At 69.0% G+C, this 15,232-nt stretch carries 16 protein-coding genes; 13 read left to right on the top strand and 3 right to left on the bottom strand.

Translation table 11 applies throughout. The features are described from left to right. Positions 1–2: 2 nt before the first annotated feature. The 3 genes from gspD to LVB87_RS02000 are packed head-to-tail and all read left to right on the top strand — an operon-like array spanning position 3 to position 3,963. Positions 3–2,249 carry a type II secretion system secretin GspD gene (gene gspD / locus LVB87_RS02010; protein ID WP_232899250.1) on the top strand — a complete coding sequence of 749 codons (2,247 nt, stop codon included), beginning with the start codon at positions 3–5 and terminating at the stop codon, positions 2,247–2,249. A 20-nt stretch (positions 2,250–2,269) separates the two neighbouring features. Further along, positions 2,270–3,100: a glycosyltransferase gene (locus LVB87_RS02005; protein WP_232900422.1), complete on the top strand. Its 831-nt coding sequence runs from the start codon at positions 2,270–2,272 to the stop codon at positions 3,098–3,100. Continuing rightward, positions 3,097–3,963, top strand: a complete 867-nt coding sequence (locus LVB87_RS02000) for a glycosyltransferase family 2 protein (RefSeq protein ID WP_232899249.1) — start codon at positions 3,097–3,099, stop codon at positions 3,961–3,963. The genes LVB87_RS02005 and LVB87_RS02000 overlap by 4 nt, the downstream gene beginning before the upstream one ends. A gap of 3 nt (positions 3,964–3,966) precedes the next feature. Here LVB87_RS02000 and pyrF read toward each other — a convergent pair whose 3' ends face one another. Then, a complete protein-coding gene (gene pyrF, locus LVB87_RS01995) occupies positions 3,967–4,779 on the bottom strand; it encodes an orotidine-5'-phosphate decarboxylase (RefSeq protein WP_232899248.1) in 813 nt (270 codons plus the stop codon). A gap of 11 nt (positions 4,780–4,790) precedes the next feature. Beyond that, complete coding sequence (ettA, locus tag LVB87_RS01990) at positions 4,791–6,452, bottom strand: energy-dependent translational throttle protein EttA (RefSeq protein ID WP_232899247.1); 1,662 nt, start codon at positions 6,450–6,452, stop codon at positions 4,791–4,793. A gap of 149 nt (positions 6,453–6,601) precedes the next feature. Between ettA and glyA the strand changes: the two genes are divergently transcribed. Genes glyA through thiL form a run of 10 tightly spaced genes read left to right on the top strand, consistent with a single transcriptional unit; the run spans position 6,602 to position 14,316 of the window. Then, complete coding sequence (gene glyA, locus LVB87_RS01985) at positions 6,602–7,852, top strand: serine hydroxymethyltransferase (protein WP_232899246.1); 1,251 nt, start codon at positions 6,602–6,604, stop codon at positions 7,850–7,852. Positions 7,853–7,863: 11 nt separating this feature from the next. Further along, entirely contained in the window at positions 7,864–8,379 is a 516-nt protein-coding gene (gene nrdR / locus LVB87_RS01980) for a transcriptional regulator NrdR (protein WP_232899245.1), read from the top strand. Beyond that, positions 8,376–8,801 (top strand): hypothetical protein, encoded by a 426-nt coding sequence (locus LVB87_RS01975; RefSeq protein ID WP_232899244.1) that lies wholly within the window; start codon positions 8,376–8,378, stop codon positions 8,799–8,801. Before nrdR ends, LVB87_RS01975 begins: the two co-directional genes overlap by 4 nt. Before the next feature lie 12 nt (positions 8,802–8,813). After that, on the top strand, positions 8,814–9,926 hold the full coding sequence (gene ribD, locus LVB87_RS01970) for a bifunctional diaminohydroxyphosphoribosylaminopyrimidine deaminase/5-amino-6-(5-phosphoribosylamino)uracil reductase RibD (RefSeq protein WP_232899243.1): 1,113 nt from the start codon (positions 8,814–8,816) through the stop codon (positions 9,924–9,926). Continuing rightward, entirely contained in the window at positions 9,923–10,675 is a 753-nt protein-coding gene (locus LVB87_RS01965) for a class I SAM-dependent methyltransferase (protein ID WP_232899242.1), read from the top strand. The genes ribD and LVB87_RS01965 overlap by 4 nt, the downstream gene beginning before the upstream one ends. Further along, positions 10,675–11,292 (top strand): riboflavin synthase, encoded by a 618-nt coding sequence (locus LVB87_RS01960; RefSeq protein WP_232899241.1) that lies wholly within the window; start codon positions 10,675–10,677, stop codon positions 11,290–11,292. The genes LVB87_RS01965 and LVB87_RS01960 overlap by 1 nt, the downstream gene beginning before the upstream one ends. Next, the gene (gene ribB / locus LVB87_RS01955; RefSeq protein ID WP_232899240.1) at positions 11,282–12,400 is read left to right on the top strand and encodes a 3,4-dihydroxy-2-butanone-4-phosphate synthase; all 1,119 of its coding nucleotides are present in this window, start codon (positions 11,282–11,284) and stop codon (positions 12,398–12,400) included. The genes LVB87_RS01960 and ribB overlap by 11 nt, the downstream gene beginning before the upstream one ends. A 34-nt stretch (positions 12,401–12,434) precedes the next feature. Continuing rightward, complete coding sequence (ribH, locus tag LVB87_RS01950) at positions 12,435–12,902, top strand: 6,7-dimethyl-8-ribityllumazine synthase (protein WP_232899239.1); 468 nt, start codon at positions 12,435–12,437, stop codon at positions 12,900–12,902. Continuing rightward, positions 12,899–13,354, top strand: coding sequence for a transcription antitermination factor NusB (gene nusB, locus LVB87_RS01945; RefSeq protein WP_232899238.1), 456 nt, complete (start codon positions 12,899–12,901; stop codon positions 13,352–13,354). Before ribH ends, nusB begins: the two co-directional genes overlap by 4 nt. Beyond that, a complete protein-coding gene (gene thiL, locus LVB87_RS01940) occupies positions 13,351–14,316 on the top strand; it encodes a thiamine-phosphate kinase (RefSeq protein ID WP_232899237.1) in 966 nt (321 codons plus the stop codon). The genes nusB and thiL overlap by 4 nt, the downstream gene beginning before the upstream one ends. A 9-nt stretch (positions 14,317–14,325) precedes the next feature. Here the strand turns inward: thiL and LVB87_RS01935 are convergent, their stop codons facing one another. Continuing rightward, on the bottom strand, positions 14,326–15,228 hold the full coding sequence (locus LVB87_RS01935) for a hypothetical protein (protein WP_232899236.1): 903 nt from the start codon (positions 15,226–15,228) through the stop codon (positions 14,326–14,328). Positions 15,229–15,232: the final 4 nt, after the last annotated feature.

Raw genomic sequence — 15,232 nt, 5'->3', positions numbered from 1 at the left:
CCATGGCCCTTCGAACCCACATCGCGACGTTGTTGCTCGCCGCGGCCACGGTCGTACTGGTCGGCTGCCAGACCACGCCGGTCGCCACGATCTCGCGCGAAGGCGATCGGGCCGTGCGCATGCAGCACGGCGAGCAGACCACCTCCACGCTCGACCAGACCGGCACCGAGACCGCGCCGTCGCCCGATCGCCAGGCACCGAGCGAAGCAGGCGAACCGAAACCGCAGATCCGTCGCGGCGACGGCCGCGTGATCAACCAAGCCGCGGCCGCCGCGCCGCCGCCGAACCTCGGCGCCAGCAGCGGCGCGGCCACGTTCAACTTCGAAGGCGAGTCGCTGCAGGCCGTGGTGAAGGCGATCCTGGGCGACATGCTGGGCCAGAACTACGTCATCGCGCCGGGCGTGCAGGGCACCGTGACGCTCGCCACGCCGAAGCCGGTGAGCCCCGCGCAGGCGATGTCGCTGCTGGAGCAGGTGCTGAGCTGGAACAACGCGCGCATGGTGTTCGCCGACGGGCGCTACAACATCGTGGCTGCCGACAGTGCGCTCGCCGGCACGGTGGCCCCGCGCACCGGTTCGCCCGCGCTCGCACGCGGCTTCGAGGCGCGCGTGGTGCCGCTCAAGTTCATCGCCGCCGAGGAGATGAAGAAGGTGCTGACGCCGTACGCGCGTCCGAACGCCGTCATCACCACCGATTCCGCGCGCAACGTCATCACCATCGGCGGCACGCGCGCGGAACTCGAGAACTACATGCGGACGATCGAGATCTTCGACGTCGACTGGCTGCAGGGCATGTCGGTGGGCGTGTTCCCGATCCGCTCCGGCCATGCGAGCAAGGTCGTCGCGGATCTCGAGAAGGTGTTCGGCGAGCAGAGCAAGTCGCCGGTCGCCGGCATGTTCCGCTTCCTCCCGCTGGAAGGCGCGAACGCGGTGCTCGTGATCACGCCGCAGGCGCGCTACCTCGACGAAATCCAGTCCTGGCTCGACCGCATCGAAGGCGCGGCGGGCGAGGAGCAGTTGTTCTCCTACGAGCTGAAGTACGTCAAGGCAAAAGACCTCGCCGACCGGCTGTCCGAGGTGTACGGCGGCAGCGCGCGTCGCGCCGAAGGCTCCTCGACGGGCTCGGGCACGCTGATGCCGGGCCTGGAACCGACGGAGATCAAGGACAGCGGCGTGGACGACACGGGCAACAGCGCGGTGTCCATCGGCGGCGGCAACAGCGGCAACACCGGCGGCGGCAGCTCGCTCTCGCTGGAACCGCAGAGCAGCGGCAACTCGAGCGTGACCCTGCAGGTGGAAGGCAGCACGGTGGGCGTGTCCGCGGTGGATGAAACCAACACGCTGCTGGTGCGCGCCAACTCCGCGGCGTGGCGCTCGATCCGCGAAGTGATCGAACGCCTCGACATCATGCCGATGCAGGTGCAGATCGAAGCGCAGGTCGCCGAAGTGGGCCTGACCGGCGCGCTGAAGTACGGCGTGAACTGGTACTTCGAGAATGCGATCCCCGATCCGGCGCTGCGCAACCTCGCGCTCACGCGCAACATCTGGGGCTCGACCGCCGGCAGCATCGGCGGCGTGACGACGGATGCGGCCGGCAATGTCCTCGGTGGCCTGAGCTGGACCTTCCTCGGCCCGAACGCGATGGCGGTGATCAACGCGCTCGACCAGGTCTCCGACGTGAACCTGCTGCAGACGCCGTCGGTGGTCGTGCGCAACAACGCCGAGGCCACGTTCAACGTCGGCAGCCGCATTCCGATCGCGTCGGTCACCTTCAATCCGAACTCGGGCAGCACCGGCGACACGATCAGCCAGGTGCAGTACCTGGATACCGGCGTGATCCTCAAGGTGCGCCCGCGCATCACCAAGGACGGCATGGTCTTCCTGGACATCGTGCAGGAAGTCAGCTCGCCCGGCGGCGACCCCGACATCAACGGCAACGTGCGCATCAACACGCGGCGCCTGAAGACCGAAGCGGCGATCCAGAGCGGCGAGACCGTGATGCTCGCCGGCCTGATCCAGGACAATGCGACGAAGGGATCGTCGGGGCTTCCGGGCCTGAGCCGCATCCCGTGGATCGGCGGCCTGTTCGGCACGCAGACCACGCGCACCGAACGCACGGAAGTGATCATCCTGCTGACGCCGAAGATCATCCGGAATCCGCAGGAAGCACGCGACCTGACCGACGAATACGGCCAGCGCTTCCGCGCCCTGGAACCGCTGTACAAAGCCAGGCCGTCGAAGGCGCAGTGACCGTGCCCGCCGCGCCCGGGGTGGCGCTGCCCATCGTCCTCCTCCCGGTGGGCGTCGACGACGACGCCCTCGATGCCTGCCTCGGCGCCCTCGACGCCGGCACGCCGCCCGGCACGCGCGTGTGGTTGGCCGACGACGCGCGCGCCGGCCCGCGCGCGCATGCCATCGTCGAACGCTGGCTCGCGCGCACGCAGATGCAGGCGCACTACACGCGACGGCAGCGGATGGTGGGCGATGTCGCGCACCTCGACGAAGCCTTGAATGCCTGCGGCGATGCCGATGTCGTCGTGCTCGCGCCCGATGCGCGCCCGGCGCCGGGGTGGCTCGTGCAACTCACCGCGTGCCTCGCACGCGATCCCGCCATCGCGACCGCCACGCCCTGGTGCAACGCGGGCGAAGCCGCGGCATGGCCGCGCATCGGCGAAATCGATGCGATCCCCGCGGACCTCGAACGCCTCGCGCGCGCCTGCGCCGCGATGCCGCCGCTGCATCCCGAATTGCCCGCGGCCATCGGCCACGCGGTGGCGCTGCGCGGCAAGGCGCGGCGTCGCGCGGGGGGATTGGATGCGGCAAGTTATGCGTCGTGGACCGCGGCGCTCGTGGATCTGTCCCTGCGTCTCGCGGGGCTGGGTTGGCGCAATGCCTTGTGCGAGACCGCGTTCGTCGCGCGCCTCGATGAAGGCCTCGTCGGCGATGGCGATATGGATGCGCTCGCCGCGCGCTGGCCCGCGTGGCATGCGCGCCTGGCGCAATTCCTGATGGCCGATCCGCTGCGCGCATTGCGCGAGCAGTTGCAGGACACCGTCGCGACCGTCGGGCCGCCGGCGCCGCAGCGGGAGTTGTTCGCATGACCACGCCGGCCGACAACGCACCCGGCGACATCGCCGTCGTCATCGTGGCGCACGAAAGCAGCGAGACGCTCGACGAATGCCTGCGCCGCGTCCGCGACGCCGAAGGCGTCGGCCAGGTGCGCATCGTCGACAACGCCTCGCACGACGAGACGCTCTCGATCATGCAGCGCCACGCCGCCGCGGACCTGCGCGTGCGCTTCGTCGCCAATCCCGACAACCCCGGCTTCGCCGTCGCGTGCAACCAGGGCGCCGCCGACACCGATCGTCCGTGGCTCGCTTTCGTGAACCCGGATTGCCTGGTCGAACGCGATACGTTGGTGCGCCTGCGCGAAGCCGCCGAAGACCTCGGCAGCGCTGCGCTGGTCGGCGCCGACCAGGTCGGCGAGGACGGCGAACGCGATGCGGCCACCCGCCGCCGCGATCCCGATTTCGCCGCGATGCTCCGCAACCCGAAGCAGGCGAACCTCGGCATCGCCCCCGACGATGCACAAGCGCTGCAGGTCGTCGATGCGATCTCCGGCGCGTTGATGCTGATGCCGCGCGCGCTGTTCAACCGACTGGGCGGCTTCGACGAAGGCTATCGCCTGCACGCCGAAGACCTGGACCTGTGCCGCCGCGCACGCGCCCTGGGCGCGACGATTGCGGTGGCGAATGCCGTGCGCGTGGTGCACGTGCGCGGTGTGTCCTCGCGCGCGCGGCCGGTGTTCGTCGAATGGCACAAGCACCGCGGGCTATGGCGCTACTTCCGCAAGTTCGAAGCCGAACGTCGCACGGCGGTGGAACGCGCCGCGGTGTTCGCGATGATCTGGGGCCGCTTTCCGTTCGCGATGGCGCGTGCGGTGGTCCGGTCGGTGGCCGCCTGAAGGTCAGCGCGCGGCGTTGATGGTGTCGCGCAGCTCGCGCGCGGCGCGGGCCGCGGCTTCGGCGTAGTCCGCGCCGGCGGAGGCATAGAGGATCGCGCGCGAAGAACTCACCAGCAGGCCCGTGCCGTCGGCCGAGGCTGCATTGCGCACCACCGCTTCCGCATCGCCGCCCTGCGCGCCGACGCCCGGCACCAGGATCGGCATGTCGCCGATGATCGCGCGCACTTCGCGCAGTTGTTCCGGCCACGTCGCACCGACGACGAGCGCGCAGTTGCCGTTGCCATTCCACTCGCGGGCCACTTTTTCGGCCACGTGCTGGTAAAGCGGACGACCCTCGATCGCGAGGTCCTGCAGATCGCCCGCGCCCGGGTTGGACGTGCGGCACAGGATCACCACGCCGCGGTCGGCGCGCTCGAGGAAGGGCTGCACCGAATCGCGGCCGAGGTAGGGATTGGCCGTCACCGCATCGGCGGCGAACCGGTCGAAGGCTTCACGCGCGTATTGCTGCGCCGTGCTGCCGATGTCGCCGCGCTTGGCATCCAGGATCACCGGGATGCCGGGGTGCGTGGCGTGGATGTGCGCGATCAGGCGCTCGAGCGCCCCTTCGGCGCGCAGCGCGGCGAAGTGCGCGATCTGCGGCTTGAACGCGCAGGCGAATTCCGCGGTCGCATCGGCGATGTCGCGGCAGAAGTGGAAGACCGCATCGTCGTCGCCGGCGAATTCCTTCGGGAACTTCGCCGGCTCCGGATCGAGCCCCACGCAGACAAGCGAACCACTGGCATTCCAGCGTTGTTTCAGCGCCTGCATGAAGCCCATCGATCGTCTCCTTACTTGAGCGCCTTGAAGCGCAGGCGGTGCGGCTTCGCGCCTTCCTCGCCGAGGCGGCGGCGCTTGTCTTCCTCGTACTCGCGGTAGTTGCCCTGGAAGAACTCCACGTGCGAGTCGCCTTCGAAGGCGAGGATGTGCGTGGCGATGCGGTCCAGGAACCAGCGGTCGTGCGAGATCACGAAGGTGTTGCCCGGGAATTCGAGCAGCGCGTCTTCGAGCGCGCGCAGCGTTTCGACGTCGAGGTCGTTCGAGGGTTCGTCGAGCAGCAGCACGTTGCCGCCCTGCAGCAGCGTCTTGGCCAGGTGCAGGCGGCCGCGTTCACCGCCCGAGAGCGCGCCGACCATCTTCTGCTGGTCCTGGCCCTTGAAGTTGAAGCGGCCGATGTAGGCGCGCGACTGGATCTCCACGCCGTTGATGTTGAGGATGTCCAGGCCGCCGGAGACTTCCTGGAAGACATTGTGGTTGCCTTCCAGCTTGTCGCGGCTCTGGTCGACGTAGGCGAGCTTGACGGTCGAGCCCATGTCGATGGAACCCGTGTCCGGCGTTTCCTGGCCGATGATCATGCGGAACAGCGTCGACTTGCCGGCGCCGTTCGGGCCGATGATCCCGACGATGGCGCCCGGCGGGACGCTGAAGCTCAGGTCGTCGATGAGCAGGCGGTCGCCGAACTTCTTCGACACGTTCTTGAACTCGACGACCTTGTTGCCCAGGCGCTCGCCCGGCGGGATGAAGATCTCGTTGGTTTCCGCGCGGCGCTGGTAGTCGACCGACTGCAGTTCCTCGATGCGCGCCAAGCGCGCCTTGCCCTTGGACCGGCCGCCCTTGGCGTTCTGGCGGGCCCACTCGAGTTCCTTCTGGATCGCCTTCTGGCGCGCCTTTTCCGACGACTCTTCCTGCTTCAGGCGCTCGTCCTTCTGCACGAGCCAGTCGGTGTAGTTGCCCTTCCACGGAATGCCGCGGCCGCGGTCGAGTTCGAGGATCCACTCGGCGGCGTTGTCGAGGAAGTAGCGGTCGTGGGTGACGGCCACCACGGTGCCCGGGAAGCGGGCGAGGAACTGTTCCAGCCATTCGACCGATTCGGCGTCGAGGTGGTTGGTCGGTTCGTCGAGCAGCAGCATGTCCGGCTTCTGCAGCAGCAGGCGGCACAGGGCCACGCGGCGCTTCTCGCCGCCGGAGAGCTTGCCGATGATGGCGTCCCACGGCGGCAGGCGCAGCGCGTCGGCGGCCACTTCGAGCTGGTTTTCCAGGGTGTGCGCGTCGCCGGCGGCCAGGATGGCCTCCAGGCGCTGCTGCTCGGCGGCGAGCTTGTCGAAGTCCGCGCCTTCCTCGGCATAGGCCTCATAGATGCGGTCGAGCGCGGCCTGCGCCTGCAGGACCTCTCCCACGCCTTCCTCGACGGCCTCGCGGACGGTCATGTTCGGGTCGAGCTGCGGCTCCTGCGCCAGGTAGCCGACCTTGATGCCGGGCTGGGGGCGGGCTTCGCCGCTGAAATCGGTGTCCACGCCGGCCATGATCTTCAGGACCGTCGATTTGCCCGCGCCGTTGAGGCCGAGCAGGCCGATCTTCGCGCCCGGGAAGAACGAGAGGGAGATGTCCTTGATGATCTGGCGCTTGGGCGGGACCGTCTTGGACACGCCGTTCATGGTGTAGATGTACTGCATGGAAGCTCCGCAGGCGGGCGCAGGGGTCCTGCCGGGGGCAAGGCCGCGCGATGTAGATCGGGATGGGCGCGGATTATAGGGGAGGCGGCGTGGCAGGGCGTCGCGAAACGCTAAACTTGCCGCCTTTCCCCACGTACCCGGACAGCCCGATGTTTCCTCGCGACGCCCGCATCGAAGGTTTCGACCCCGAACTCGCCGCCGCCATTGCCGGCGAAAACCGCCGCCAGGAAGACCACGTCGAGCTGATCGCGTCGGAAAACTACGCCAGCCCGCGCGTCATGGAAGCGCAGGGCAGCCGCCTGACCAACAAGTACGCCGAGGGCTACCCCGGCAAGCGCTACTACGGCGGTTGCGAATACGTCGACGTCGCCGAGCGCCTGGCCATCGAACGCTGCAAGCAGCTGTTCGGCGCCGACTACGCGAACGTGCAGCCGCATTCGGGTTCGCAGGCCAACCAGGCCGTGTACCTGGCGTTGCTGAACCCGGGCGACACCATCCTCGGCATGTCGCTCGCCCACGGCGGCCACCTCACGCACGGCGCGAAGGTGAACATCAGCGGCAAGCTCTTCAACGCCGTGCAGTACGGCGTGAACGACCAGGGCGTGATCGATTACGCCGAAGTCGAGCGCCTGGCGCTGGAACACAAGCCGAAGATGATCGTCGCCGGCTTCAGCGCGTACTCGCAGATCATCGACTGGTCGAAGTTCCGCGCGATCGCCGACAAGGTCGGTGCCTACCTGTTCGTCGACATGGCGCACGTCGCCGGCCTCGTCGCCGCGGGCGTGTACCCCAACCCCGTGCCGCACGCGCACGTGGTGACCTCCACCACGCACAAGACGCTGCGCGGCCCGCGCGGCGGCATCATCGTGGCCAAGGCCAACGAAGAAATCGAAAAGAAGCTGCAGTCGATCGTGTTCCCCGGCATCCAGGGCGGCCCGCTCATGCACGTGATCGCCGCGAAGGCCGTCGCGTTCAAGGAAGCGCTGGAACCGGAGTTCAAGGCCTACCAGCAGCAGGTGGTGAAGAACGCGCAGGCGATGGCGAACACCATCATCAAGCGCGGCTACAAGATCGTCAGCGGCGGCACGCAGAACCACCTGATGCTCGTCGACATGATCGGCAAGGGCATCACCGGCAAGGACGCGGAAGCCGCGCTGGGCAAGGCGCACATCACCGTGAACAAGAACGCGGTGCCGAACGACCCGGAAAAGCCCTTCGTGACCTCGGGCCTGCGCCTTGGCACGCCGGCGGTGACCACGCGCGGCTACAACGAAGCCGAGTGCGTGGCGCTGGCCAACTGGATCTGCGACGTGCTGGACGCGCCGAACGATGCCGCGGTGATCGCGCGCGTTCGCGACGAGGTCACGAAGCAGTGCAAGACCTACCCGGTGTACGGTTGAGCCGCTGACCCATGCATTGCCCCTTCTGCCAGCACGTCGACACGCGCGTGATCGACTCGCGCGTGAGCGAAGACGGGGCGACCATCCGCAGGCGTCGCGAATGCGAAGCCTGCGGTGAGCGGTTCAGCACGCTGGAAACCATCGAACTCAAGCTGCCGCTGATCATCAAGAGCGACGGTCGGCGCGAGGCCTTCGATGCGCGCAAGCTGCGCCTGGGCTTCGATCGCGCGCTGCAGAAGCGCCCGGTGTCGGAAGAACAGATCGAAGCCGCGGTGCGCGCGGTCGTGCACCAGTTGCGCATGACCACCGAACGCGAACTCGCCTCGCGCCGCGTCGGCGAGTTCGTGATGGCGGAACTGCGCAAGCTCGACCACGTCGGCTACGTGCGCTTCGCCTCGGTGTATCGCTCCTTCGAGGACGTCGCGGACTTCCGCGAGGAACTCGATCGGCTGGAACGCGACCTGCCGGGCGAAGGCCAGTTGAACCTGCTCGAAGGCGAGCCCGCGGAGAAGGTGCGGCGGCGATGAGCCTCCCGCGCGCGCTGCTCGTCGCCATCGCGCTCGCATGCGGCGCGCCGGTCGCGATGGCGCAGCACGCGGCCACTGCAACACAGCGTGCAGCGCCTGCCGCCGGCACCGCCTTGCTCGGCGAATACCATCTCGAAGGCGTGATGGAGACGGGTTCGGGTTTGCGCCTGAAGGACGATGGCACCTTCGACTGGTACTTCACCTACGGTGCGCTCGACCTCGCCGCGCGCGGCAAGTGGACGCACCAGGGCGACGCCGTCGAGCTGCAGGTCGTCGACATGGGCTTCCCGCCGCAGTTCCCGCAAACGAAATTCGACCGCATGCACCTGCGCGTGGAAGGCGCCAACCTCGTGCCGAGCTGGCCGTGGGACATGGATGCATTCCGCAAGGGTGAAGAGCGCGGTCACTACGTCCACGATTGAATCGAGTCGCGCATGTCCGTGCCCCCGCAAGGATTCACCGCCACCGACCACGCGATGATGGCGCGCGCACTGCGCCTGGCCGAGCGTGGCGCCTATACCACCAAGCCGAACCCGATGGTCGGCTGCGTCATTGCGCAGGGCGAAGAGGTCGTCGGCACCGGCTGGCATGAACGCAAAGGTGGGCCGCACGCGGAAGTGTTCGCGCTGCAGGCCGCCGGAGAACGCGCGCGCGGCGCGACTGCTTACGTGACGCTGGAACCTTGTGCGCACGTCGGCAGCACCGGGCCGTGCGCGGATGCGCTGATCGCCGCGGGCGTCGTGCGGGTCGTCGGTGCGATGCGCGATCCCTTCCCGCAGGTCGACGGCGCTGGCTTCGACAAGCTGCGCGCCGCCGGGATCCAGGTCGACATCGGCCTCATGGAAGCGCAGGCGCGCGCCTTGAACCGCGGCTTCCTCTCGCGCATCGAACGCAAGCGCCCGTGGTTGCGCGTGAAGCTGGCGACGAGCCTCGACGGTCGCAGTGCGTTGGCCTCCGGCGATTCGAAATGGATCAGCGGCGAAGCCGCGCGGCGCGACGTGCAGAAGTGGCGCGCACGCGCCGGCGCGCTCCTCACCGGCGCGGGCACCGTGCTGATCGACGATCCGCATCTCACCGTGCGCCTGGGCGACGACACCGCCTTCGTTCCGCCGGTGCGCGTGGTGCTCGATCCGGGCCTGGCGACCGTGGCGCGCGGCCACATCCGCGAGGGCGGGGCACCTACGCTCTACATCTCCGCGCCGGACGCGCGCATGCCGCGCGGCATCGAAGCGGACCATGCTGCGGCGCCGGTGACGGCAGGCAAGTTCGATCTGACCGCCGTGCTTGCGCTGCTGGGCGAGCGCGGCATCAACGAAGTGCAGGTGGAGGCGGGCGCAACGCTCGCGGGTGCCTTCCTCACTGCCGGCCTTGTCGACGAGCTGTTGCTCTACGTCGCGCCGGTCATGCTCGGCGAACGCGCGCGGCCCCTGTTCGACGGCCTGCACATCGACGAGATGACCGAGCGGCTGCAGTTGCGGATCGTGGAGACGCGGCGCATCGGCGAGGACGTACGCGTGTTGCTGCAGCCGAAGGCGCCGGGCGCATGAGTGCGCCGTTCCCGGATCACTTCTCCGCGGTCGCGGCGCAGTACGCGAATGCGCGGCCGGAGTATCCGCGCGCCTTGTTCGATTGGATCGCGTCGGTGGTGCCGCAACGCGGCCTCGCATGGGAGCCCGGTTGCGGCAGCGGCCAGGCCACGCGCGACCTCGCGACGATCTTCGACCACGTCCATGCCACCGACCCGAGTGCCGCGCAGATCGCGCAGGCGCATGGGCCGTCGAATGCCACCTTCGCGGTCGAACCGGGCGAGCGTTGCGCGCTGGGCGATGCGAGCGTGGATGCGATCTGCGTGGCGCAGGCGCTGCACTGGTTCGACCTGTCGCGCTTCTTCGCCGAATGCGCGCGCGTGCTGAAGCCGGACGGCGTGCTGCTGGCGTGGGGTTACCGGGACATCATCGTGCCCGACGACATCGCGCAAGCCGTGCACGCGTTCCAGGAGGTCGTTGAACCTTACTGGCCGCCGGAACGCGATTTCATCGACGAGGCCTATGCCTCGTTCGAGTTCCCGTTCGCGCCGATCGCACCGCCGCAACTCGAGCTCACCGCGGAATGGACCCTCCCGCGCATGCTCGGCTACTTCTCCAGTTATTCCGCGACCAAGCGTTACATCGATGCGCATGGGCACGACCCCGTCGCCGCGCACGCCGATGCGATTCGCGCGGCCTGGGGCGATCCGTCCCGCGTGCGCACGCTGCGCTGGCCGCTGTTCGTGCACGCACGCCGCAAGGAGTCCTGATGTTCACCGGTTTGATCGAAGGCGTGGGGCGACTGGCCGCGCGCGAAATGCGTGGCGGCGACGCACGCTTGCGCATCGAGGTCGGCACGCTGCCATGGGGCGCGGCCGCCGACGTGCGCATGGGCGAAAGCATTTCGGTCAACGGCACGTGCCTGACGGTCGTCGCGTTCGATGCCACGGGTTTCGAAGCCGATGCGTCGAACGAAACGCTCGCACTCACCACGCTCGGCGACCTGCCGCTCGGTCGTGCGCTGAACCTGGAACGCGCGATGCGCCCGACCGATCGCCTCGGCGGGCACCTGGTCAGCGGCCACGTGGATGGCGTCGGCAATGTGGTGCACGTGTGGGACGACGGGCGCGCACAACGCTGGCTGTTCGCCGTGCCGCCGCAATTGCGCCGCTACATCGCCGCGAAGGGCTCGATCTGCGTGGATGGCGTGAGCCTCACGGTCAATGCGATCGACGATTCCGGCTTCGAAGTCGCGCTCGTCCCGCACACCCTCGCGCACACCGCCTTCGCCGAAACGAAACCGGGCGATGCGATCAACCTCGAAGTCGACATGCTGGCCCGCTACGTCGAACGCCTGCTCGCATCCAAGGACACCCATGAGCACTGAATCGACGTTCGCCAGCATTCCGGAATTGCTCGACGAACTGCGCGCCGGCCGCATGGTCGTGATCGTCGACGACGAGGATCGCGAGAACGAAGGCGACCTCATCATGCCCGCCGAGCTCGTGCGCCCGGGCGACATCAACTTCATGGTCACGCACGCGCGCGGTTTGGTGTGCCTGTCGCTCACGCGCGAGCGCTGCCGCCAGCTCGGCCTGCCGCCGATGGTGCGCGACAACACCTCGCCGCACGGCACCAACTTCACCGTGTCGATCGAAGCGGCCGAAGGCGTCACCACCGGCATCTCCGCCTACGACCGCGCCCATACGGTGCGCACCGCGGTGCGCCCCGATGCGACGCCCGACGATCTCTCCCAGCCCGGCCACATCTTCCCGCTGATGGCGCAACCCGGCGGCGTGCTCAGCCGTGCGGGCCACACGGAAGCGGCCAGCGACCTGGCGCAGTTGGCGGGTTTCGAGCCGGCCGGCGTGCTCGTCGAAATCCTCAATCCCGACGGCAGCATGGCGCGCCGTCCCGAGCTCGAAGTGTTCGCGCGCGAGCACGGGTTGAAGATCGGTTCGATCGAGGACCTCATCCGCCATCGCCTCGAAACCGAACACACCATCGAGCGCGTGGACAGCCGCGACATCGACACCGAGCACGGCGCGTTCACGCTGCACACCTATCGCGACCGCCTGAGCCGCGCGCTGCACTTCGCGCTGCTGCGCGGGGAGGCGGACGCTGCGATCCCGACGCTCGTTCGCGTGCATGCGCTCAATCCGCTGGCCGACGCGGTGCACTGGCGCCGCCCGGATTTCGGTCCCGCGGTGGGCGACGTGCTCAGGGCCATCGCCGAGGAAGGCCGCGGCGCCCTGGTCCTGCTGGGCGAGCCGCAGGATGCGGAGGCCGTGCTGGCGCGCATCCGCGAGCAGCCGCTGCCGCAGGCCGGTCGCGCGGGCACGCTGGCCGAATGGCGCCGCACCGGCGCGGGCTCGCAGATCCTCGCCGACCTGGGCCTGGGCAAGCTGCGCGTGCTGGGGACCCCGCGCAAGCAGGTGGGCCTGGCGGGCTTCGGCCTGGAGGTCGTGGCGCATGTCGAATGGCCCGCGCGCTAAACTGCCGCCCCCCTCGCACAAGCCCGCCACGCGAATGACCCACCTCGAGGGCGACCTGCGCGCCGCACCCGGCGCCCGCTTCGCCATCCTCGCCGCCCGCTGGAACCCGCGCATCACCGATGCGCTGGTGGCCGGTGCGCGCAAGGCGTTCGCGGACAACGGCGTCGCGGCCGAGGCGGTCGATGTCGTGCGCGTGCCCGGCGCATGGGAACTGCCGGTGGCGGCCGCGCGCCTCGGCGCCGCGGGCAAGCACGTGGCGATCATCGCGCTCGGTTGCGTCGTGCGCGGCGACACGCGGCATTACGAACATGTCGCCGACCAGTGTGCCGAAGGCCTGATGCGCGTCGCGCTCGACTACAAATTGCCGGTGCTCAACGGCGTGCTGGCGGCCGAACGCTTCGAAGACGCGGAAGCGCGCGCCGGCGGCACGCACGGCAACAAGGGCGAGGAAGCGGCGATGGCCGCCATCGAAATGCACAACCTGCTGGAGAAGCTGCCTTGAATCGACGTCGCAACGGCATCGACCCGGTCCACCGTTCGCGCGCGCGCCGCCGTGCGTTGCAGGCGATCTACGCCTGGCAGATCTCGGGCGGCAACGAACAGCAGGTGATCGCGCAGTTCGCGCACGAGCAGGCGCACGAGATCGCCGACCTGGAATATTTCGAAGACCTGGTGCGCGGCGTGATGAAGCACAGGAAGGACATCGACACGGCGCTCGTCGAGTTCCTCGACCGCACCGTGGAAGAGGTCGATCCGATCGAACGCGCGGCGCTGCGCATCGCCTCGTATGAATTGCGCCATCGCCCGGACGTGCCGTATCGCGTGGTGATCAACGAAGCCATCGACTCCACCAAGCGCTTCGGTTCCGAACACGGCCACACCTACGTGAATGGCGTGCTCGACCACGCGGCCGCCGCCTGGCGTCGTGCGGAGTTCGACGCGGCGCACAAGTGAGCGACGCGGCCGGCGAATTCGACCTGATCGCGCGCATCCGTGCGCGTGCGTCGAGCGGCCGCGACGACGTGGTGCTGGGCATCGGCGACGATGCGGCCGTGGTGTCCGTACCGGCTGGTCGGCAGTTGGTCGTGGCCACCGATGCCCTGAACGTGGGCGTGCATTTCCCCGAGGCCACGGCGCCTGCGGACATCGGGTGGAAGGCGCTCGCCGTGAACCTCTCCGACCTCGCTGCGATGGGCGCGACGCCCGCGTGGTGCACGTTGTCGCTGTCGCTGCCTGAAGGCGATGCGGCGTGGGTGGATGCGTTCCTCGATGGCTTCCTGGCGCTGGCAGCGCAGCACGGCGTTGCATTGATCGGCGGCGATACGACGCGTGGCCCCTTGTCCGTTTGCGTGACGGTGCTCGGCCTCGTTGCGCCGGGGAGTGCGTTGCGTCGCGACGGCGCGCGCGTCGGCGACGATGTGTGGGTGAGCGGCACGGTCGGTGATGCAGCGGGTGCGCTGGTGCAATGGCGTGCGGGCGGGGCGTTCGATGCGACCTTGCGTGCGCGGCTGGATCGGCCGGCGCCGCGCGTCACGCTCGGCCTGGCGCTCGCGGGCATTGCGCATGCGGCGATCGATGTGTCCGACGGCCTCATCGCAGACGCGGGACACATTTGCGAGGCGAGCGGCGTCGGGGCGGAGATCGAGGTCGATGCGTTGCCGGCGTCGGACGCCATGCAGGCCGCCTTCGACGTCGAACTGCGACGCGAACTCCAGGCCACGGGGGGCGACGACTACGAGCTGTGCTTCACGGCATCGCAGGACATGCGCGAGACGGTGGAGCGTGCAGCGAACACGGCGGGAACCCGCGTGACGCGCATCGGACGCATCGTCGAGGGCAGCAGCGTGGCAGCGCGCACCGCGCATGGCGTTGCGTGGACGACGGGCGTGGCGGGGTATCGGCACTTCCGCGCCTAGCGGATCACCTCAGGGCTGCGATGCGGCGATCAGCAGCGCCATCGCATCGGCCTTCACCACCATTTTCTTGCCGTCGCCCTTGAGCTGGGGCTGCGTTTCCATCGGCGCATCCGGCGTCACCGCGGCGCGCGCAGGGAGCAGCGCGAAGTCGAGCGTGACATCGGCGGGCACGGGCGCGTTGCCGACGATGGCGCGGTGCAACTGCACGGCCATGATGAGCGTGGCGGGCAGGCTCGGATGGATCGTGTCGGGGAACGTCGCTGCTTCGCCATGCTTTGCTGCGTACGCGCGCAAAGCCGGACCCGCGGGCACCACCTGCGCATCGATGCGGCCGGCGAGTTGTTTCGCGGCGCGGTCGAGCTTGGTCTGCCACGCAGCGTCCGGGCCCCACGTGGCGAGGACGAAGGTGCGCGCGCCTGCGGCCTTCGCCTGGGCCGCGAAGTCCTTGTGCGCGCGTTCGCTCGCGCGGCATTCGGAGGACGTGCGTTGTTCCGTATCGACCATGCAGGCGAGGAGGCCGCCGCGTTCCTGCAGCACGAGTGCATCCCAATGGCCTTCGGCGAGGGCCTTCGACACGCGGCCGTCCTTCCATCGTTCGGCGACGGTGCCGCCCGGGGCGACGAAGGTCTGCGTTTCGATCGCGATGGGTGCAGGCTGCGACGCGGCGAGTGCGCGCAGCGTTGCGGGCAGATCGTTCACGTAGACGAGGCTGTTGCCGACGAACAGGACGCGCAGCGTGCGCGCAGGCGCGGCGGGTTTCGGCTGTGCGAAGGCCGGCCCGGCGACGGCAGCGACGACCAGCGCGAAGGCGACGAGCGACCAGCGATTCGGCGAACGATCCTGCGGCATGCGGCCCTCGCACGGGCGAACGATCCCGATGCCCATCGCAACGCCGGCGGCGGGCGGCGTCAAGTGC

This window comes from Lysobacter sp. KIS68-7, from assembly GCF_021284745.1.
Classification (GTDB): Bacteria; Pseudomonadota; Gammaproteobacteria; order Xanthomonadales; family Xanthomonadaceae; genus Noviluteimonas.
The sequence above is the reverse complement of the archived record's forward strand: the minus strand, read 5'-3'. Positions and strand labels throughout refer to the sequence as shown.

Excerpts from the sequence above, each read along its gene's own strand:
- ettA (WP_232899247.1), bottom strand. The coding sequence starts at position 6,452 with ATGCAGTACATCTACACCATGAACGGCGTGTCCAAGACGGTCCCGCCC.
- ribB (WP_232899240.1), top strand. The coding sequence starts at position 11,282 with ATGAGCACTGAATCGACGTTCGCCAGCATTCCGGAATTGCTCGACGAA.
- LVB87_RS02000 (WP_232899249.1), top strand. The coding sequence starts at position 3,097 with ATGACCACGCCGGCCGACAACGCACCCGGCGACATCGCCGTCGTCATC.
- glyA (WP_232899246.1), top strand. The coding sequence starts at position 6,602 with ATGTTTCCTCGCGACGCCCGCATCGAAGGTTTCGACCCCGAACTCGCC.
- ribD (WP_232899243.1), top strand. The coding sequence starts at position 8,814 with ATGTCCGTGCCCCCGCAAGGATTCACCGCCACCGACCACGCGATGATG.
- LVB87_RS01960 (WP_232899241.1), top strand. The coding sequence starts at position 10,675 with ATGTTCACCGGTTTGATCGAAGGCGTGGGGCGACTGGCCGCGCGCGAA.
- pyrF (WP_232899248.1), bottom strand. The coding sequence starts at position 4,779 with ATGGGCTTCATGCAGGCGCTGAAACAACGCTGGAATGCCAGTGGTTCG.
- LVB87_RS01965 (WP_232899242.1), top strand. The coding sequence starts at position 9,923 with ATGAGTGCGCCGTTCCCGGATCACTTCTCCGCGGTCGCGGCGCAGTAC.
- gspD (WP_232899250.1), top strand. The coding sequence starts at position 3 with ATGGCCCTTCGAACCCACATCGCGACGTTGTTGCTCGCCGCGGCCACG.
- LVB87_RS01975 (WP_232899244.1), top strand. The coding sequence starts at position 8,376 with ATGAGCCTCCCGCGCGCGCTGCTCGTCGCCATCGCGCTCGCATGCGGC.
- nrdR (WP_232899245.1), top strand. The coding sequence starts at position 7,864 with ATGCATTGCCCCTTCTGCCAGCACGTCGACACGCGCGTGATCGACTCG.
- ribH (WP_232899239.1), top strand. The coding sequence starts at position 12,435 with ATGACCCACCTCGAGGGCGACCTGCGCGCCGCACCCGGCGCCCGCTTC.